Source organism: Klebsiella sp. JB_Kp042 (assembly GCF_040065275.1).
Taxonomy (GTDB): Bacteria; Pseudomonadota; Gammaproteobacteria; order Enterobacterales; family Enterobacteriaceae; genus Klebsiella; species Klebsiella quasipneumoniae.
The window spans coordinates 1-3,297 of record NZ_JBEAJL010000059.1 but is presented as its reverse complement, the minus strand read 5'-3'; the positions used below and the strand labels follow the sequence as shown (position 1 = coordinate 3,297).

Genomic DNA, 3,297 nt, shown 5'->3' with positions numbered 1-3,297 from the left:
GATGCGTGATCTGATCCTTCAACTCAGCAAAAGTTCGATTTATTCAACAAAGCTCCGGCCGGGATGACTCGTTTGCCTGACCATATGTTTACCGGGGGAGTTCAGGCGATGGACGGTGATATATCTTATTCACTTAACGATGACGCCGGACGTAAGAGCCCTGGGGATATTATGCGCTTCTTCCCTAATGCCAGCGCATTCTATGCGCAAAAAATCAATGATGATCTCTATGCTGGCCTCGGCATTTACGGCAACTATGGCCTGGGGATTGACTTTGGTCAGTGGGCCGGGGACAGATTAATCAAGAAAAGCACCATGGTGGCGATGACACTCAGCCCTTCCATAGCTTACAAATTAAGCGATAGAGTGTCTGTGGGCGGCTCTGTAAACATCAACTATGGCTTCCTGTCTTTAACACGTAACGTCGATAATACTGATGAAACGCAGAAGGATCACGACTGGGCGTTAGGGTATCGTCTTGGCTTGCTGATGCAGCTGACGGAACAGACCCGGCTTGGTATAGCATGGACGAGTAAGACAGAATACGATTTTGATATTGATGGTAAGGCGCGCTTGCCGAATTTAGCCAACGTTGAGTACGAGCTTCCTGTCTCAGCGCAGGTACGCGCCCCTCAGCAAATTATGCTGAGCCTGGTGCATGATATCAATAAACAATGGTCGGTGATGGGCGCTCTCGGTTGGCAGGACTGGAGCCAGTTTGGCGCCCCACAAATTGCGGTGGTGGGGCAGGAACTGGATAAAAATAACCGTCTGAAGGATTCCTGGCATACGGCATTAGGCGTGCAGTACCGTCCTACTGAACAATGGCGTCTCAACGCTGGTGTTGCCTTTGACAGCACGGTATACGATTCGCAGAGTAACGTAGCGCTCACCTTACCGACGGGTGATGAATGGCGTTTTGCCACAGGCGCCCAGTACCAGATTACACCGCACAGTAATATTGGCGTCGCCGTCTCCTACTTACATATGCAATCGTCTCATGTTCAGTCGCCTGCTATCTATAGCGGTAGCTACAACCACCCATATTTATGGTTTGCTAATGTAAACTATAGTTATCAATTCTGATGGGCTGATGTCTTTGCCGTGCAATGCGCGGGGAGGGATGCACAAATGATTTTTTGTGCCCTCGTAAAGGGACATCACCGCCTTTGTACGGTGGGTGTGGCGTTTATCCTGAATCAGTTTGATTAATTCGCCTGTATATCCTGAGCGCTGGTTATCCACGATCCCTCGGGTCTTTTTTTGAGACCCGGGGGCGATGGTAAGTGGCGCAGGGAAGACGCCCGGCGGTCTGTTTCTGTGACTTGCCAGCTATCATTAATTTACATTTATAAAGCCCTTGGGCCAGTCGCTATTTATTGTCAGTTTATTGAGCAGGAGCATTAACTCATAATCGCTATGTAAGTTAAATTTCCTCATCACCATATATTTATGCGTATAGACCGTTTTCTCACTCACCATCAGTTCTTCGGCAATTTGCATGACTGACATCCCCTCATTTAAATAGCTCATGATGCGGATTTGCTGTGGCGACAGTTTGGTAAGCTGGCAATCACAACATGACCCGGTTGAGTGCCGATAATTTGTCTGATGCAGCCGGTGCCAGGCGGTATGCATTGCTGTACGTAACTGCGTCACGGAATGTCGGCGAGAGAGAAAGATAATATCCTGAAAGCAAGAGGGTAGCGCTGAGACACGCATGTCATCATCAACAATACCAATCACAATGCTTTTTTTTCGACTCCGCAGCTCAGGGCGGCAAATAAAACATTCTCCTGGGCATAATGCCAGCACAATAACGTCCGCTACCTTCACGCTTTCTGAGGTAAAGTTAAAGCTGAAATTAACTTTAGTGTTGTGCTGAGAAAAGAAATCATTAAAAAAAAAGGTCAGCCCACGCCTGAAGAGGGTATCCCACTCTTTTATTACAATGTTAACCATTTACTATACCGAAACATAATTATTAAGCGCAGCTGCATTGGGGAAGTAATAGACGCAGCTTTTTTACCCTGTTAGCTTCCAGAAGGGGATGACGACTCACGTTCCTATGACCCGCTATAGCCAGCGACCCGTCAGTTGTATTGCATTGTCAAAACGACAACGGCATGAATGGAACCTGGTGTCGGCCTTCCCGCCACTGAGGTCACCATGGCGCTCATCGGAATCGTCGCCGTTCTGTCTGCGGCAATATTTTGCGTGATGCTGGATCCGCTGCCCATCAGCAAACCTGTAGTAGCATCAGACATCGCAATGGCCACACGGGTTGCCGTGCCACTGTTTTGGTAATAATTCATGCCCGCTTCCGGGTCAGGCGTTCCGCTAAAACGGGTTGTCACGCTTAGCGTACCCGGCGGACAGCGGGTAAACAGGAGATTAAAGGTAACCGGATCGGAAGATGACCCGGGGGTGAACATGTTTGTTGCCTGGATATTACCAAGATCAACATTCATATTTTCACTACCCCCGTTAAAGACGCAGGGCGCTGCGATAATACGACCTGTGACTTTGATATCGACGTTGTCTGCCGACAACGCAGGCAATACTATTGCGCATGCCATCAGCAACACGAGTTTATTTATTTTCATTTAACAGCCCTTATTGATAGGTAAGACTCAGCGTTGCGGAGGCATTGGCGATGCCGGTGGTTACCGTTGTATTGGTCTGATAGTAGCGTGCGGTTAACGGAAACATCTCCTGGCCGCCATTGGTTCTCTTCAGAACAAGATTATTGCCAAGGATGAGAGGGGTATTGTTATAAACCAGCTGCACGCCAACCCCCTGTGCGACGCCTGCGCTTCCCTGACCGGTTAACGCCAGCACGGTATTATCGCTGACGTCTGGATTTTGTGCCCCGGAGAGCATGACGTTAATATTGGATCCGGCATCACAGTCCAGAATGAGATTCTGCGTTTTCTGCGCATTAGCGGGGGTTGATCCCACCGCAGTACCAAACTCGCTGACCAAAACGTCCCCCAGTTCAAATACCATATTCGACGTTGTCACCGCGCATGCCACCTGGGTAATAGATCCGGCCCCCGCATTGACGGGGATCTCAGGAGCTTGTTCTCCGCCAAGATATTGCATCGTAAAGGCGACAAACGATGCCAGTTGCCCCGTTACTGAGCCAGATGTAATATCACCAATCTTCCAGAATTGTATAACCGGCTGATAATCATGAATAACCAGCTCGCCTGGGTTTGAAGACCAACTGGACATTGAAGCGGGCTTTGTTGAATAAATCAGATTTCGGGTAAGTCTCCCCCGTAGCGGGTTGTG

The 3,297-nt window shown here is 49.0% G+C and carries 3 protein-coding genes and 1 pseudogene; 1 reads left to right on the top strand and 3 read right to left on the bottom strand.

Features of this window, described 5'->3' with window-relative positions; all coding sequences use genetic code 11:
• Nucleotides 1–54: 54 nt before the first annotated feature.
• A pseudogene (locus tag ABLV54_RS12995) lies at nt 55–1,086 on the top strand (outer membrane protein transport protein); the annotation flags it as partial.
• A 252-nt stretch (nt 1,087–1,338) separates the two neighbouring features.
• On the opposite strand, the gene ABLV54_RS12990 reads toward ABLV54_RS12995, so the two are convergent.
• From ABLV54_RS12990 to ABLV54_RS12980, 3 genes are all read right to left on the bottom strand, one after another.
• Entirely contained in the window at nt 1,339–1,962 is a 624-nt protein-coding gene (locus ABLV54_RS12990) for a LuxR family transcriptional regulator (RefSeq protein WP_072420177.1), read from the bottom strand.
• 131 nt (nt 1,963–2,093) lie between these two features.
• Nucleotides 2,094–2,606 carry a fimbrial protein gene (locus ABLV54_RS12985; RefSeq protein ID WP_032452877.1) on the bottom strand — a complete coding sequence of 171 codons (513 nt, stop codon included), beginning with the start codon at nt 2,604–2,606 and terminating at the stop codon, nt 2,094–2,096.
• 10 nt (nt 2,607–2,616) lie between these two features.
• A partial coding sequence (locus tag ABLV54_RS12980) for a fimbrial protein (protein WP_348814174.1) occupies nt 2,617–3,297 on the bottom strand: 681 nt, incomplete at its 5' end.

What these genes read in the sequence shown, in the direction of transcription:
- ABLV54_RS12990 (WP_072420177.1), bottom strand. Translation starts at nt 1,962, where the DNA reads ATGGTTAACATTGTAATAAAAGAGTGGGATACCCTCTTCAGGCGTGGG.
- ABLV54_RS12985 (WP_032452877.1), bottom strand. Translation starts at nt 2,606, where the DNA reads ATGAAAATAAATAAACTCGTGTTGCTGATGGCATGCGCAATAGTATTG.